This window comes from Rhodococcus sp. C26F, from assembly GCF_053345925.1.
The window spans coordinates 94,601-95,424 of the sequence record NZ_JBKFBA010000006.1 but is presented as its reverse complement, the minus strand read 5'-3'; the positions used below and the strand labels follow the sequence as shown (position 1 = coordinate 95,424).

The following is an 824-nucleotide window of genomic DNA, read 5'->3' as shown; positions in this document are numbered from 1 at the left end:
GCACACGGGCGGGGTTTCGGCGGCGTGGGTGTCAGGCGCCGCGGCGCTTGGCCTTGAGCAGATCCAGGCGCTCCTTGAGCAGGTCCTCGAGTTCCTCGATGGAGCGACGCTCGAGCAGCATGTCCCAGTGGGTGCGCGGCGGCTTGACCTTCTTCGGCTCCGGTGCGGCGCCCTCGACCAGGGTGCCTTCGAGGCCGTTCTTGCAGATCCAGGTGCCGGGGATCTCCGCGTCGTCCGCGAACGGCACGTCGTATTCCTCGCCGTTGTCGCAGCGGTAGCGCGCGATTCGCCGCGGCGCCAGATCGTGGTCGCGGTCGGTTTCGTAGCTCACCGCCCCGAGTCGGCTGCCTCGCAGTACACGATCTGCCATGGTGGTGTCCTTCCTTGTGTGCTCCGCCCGGGTGACGATGCCGTGCGGCATCGACGCCGAGCTCGACGTCCACTGTGCTCAACGTCGGCGGAGCCGATTCCGTTCCCGCGGCCCACCGAGGAGCCGAAGGGCAAGTCTACCGACCCGCCGCACCGCCACGCGCACCGTGCCCTCACCGGCCGCGCATCCGGTGTTCCCACCGCCCCGCCGGGGGTGCGGGCGGGCAGTACAGTGACGCTCGTGACCGGACGTGACACGCGAGCGAGCACGTGCCTGTGGTGCGGGCGCCCGGTACCGGAGATCGGCACCGGCCGGCGACGCCGGTACTGCCGCCAGTCGTGCCGGCAGCGTGCTTACGAGCAGCGCAGCAGCGCCCGCCGCGCCGGGCTGCCCGAGGATTCCGTGGTGCTCACCGCCGCCGAGGTCGAGGCGCTCGCCGACCGCGCGTTCCGGG

1 protein-coding gene and 1 pseudogene are annotated in these 824 nt (G+C 71.7%); one reads left to right on the top strand and one right to left on the bottom strand.

Annotated features, from left to right (window positions below; translation table 11 throughout):
• Window positions 1–31: 31 nt before the first annotated feature.
• Complete coding sequence (locus ACLBYD_RS10045; protein ID WP_026061850.1) at window positions 32–370, bottom strand: RNA polymerase-binding protein RbpA; 339 nt, start codon at window positions 368–370, stop codon at window positions 32–34.
• Window positions 371–610: 240 nt separating this feature from the next.
• Between ACLBYD_RS10045 and ACLBYD_RS10040 the strand changes: the two are divergent.
• Window positions 611–824 (top strand): annotated as a pseudogene (locus ACLBYD_RS10040) (hypothetical protein); the annotation flags it as partial.

Bases quoted from the DNA above. Each gene is read 5' to 3' on its own strand.
- ACLBYD_RS10045 (WP_026061850.1), bottom strand. From the start codon at position 370: ATGGCAGATCGTGTACTGCGAGGCAGCCGACTCGGGGCGGTGAGCTAC.